This is a genomic window from Salinimicrobium oceani, from assembly GCF_012037645.1.
In genome coordinates this window covers 1-330 of record NZ_JAAVJR010001302.1, presented here as the reverse complement: position 1 = coordinate 330, position 330 = coordinate 1, and the positions used below count along the sequence as shown (strand labels likewise).

The window sequence follows — 330 nt, the reverse complement described above, 5'->3', positions numbered from 1 at the left end:
AAGAGAAATAAAGATTGAAGCTATTGATTATGCCTTCAGGAATAAGAAAAGTTTTTTGTAGAACCTACTGACGATTTGAGCTATGCCGGGTAAACATGAAAAGCTTTATGGGGTGAAAGAACAGAAGAAAAAAACGGTCTATGACTTCATCTTTGAATACACTGATAGCAAGTATGATATCAGGTATGATGAACTGGGACATGACTTTCAAATTTCTTTAAAAGATCAAAATGAATGGGAAATTCTGGATGTGAATTCTTTCCTGATTGAACTAGCACAATCTAACATAGAAGTTACTCCTGCCAAACTTGAAATTTTCCTCAGGTCCAA

General features: G+C 34.5%; 1 pseudogene. It reads left to right on the top strand.

What is annotated here, in order from left to right:
• Positions 1-82: 82 nt before the first annotated feature.
• Positions 83-330, top strand: a pseudogene (locus HC175_RS21930) (VapE domain-containing protein); the annotation flags it as partial.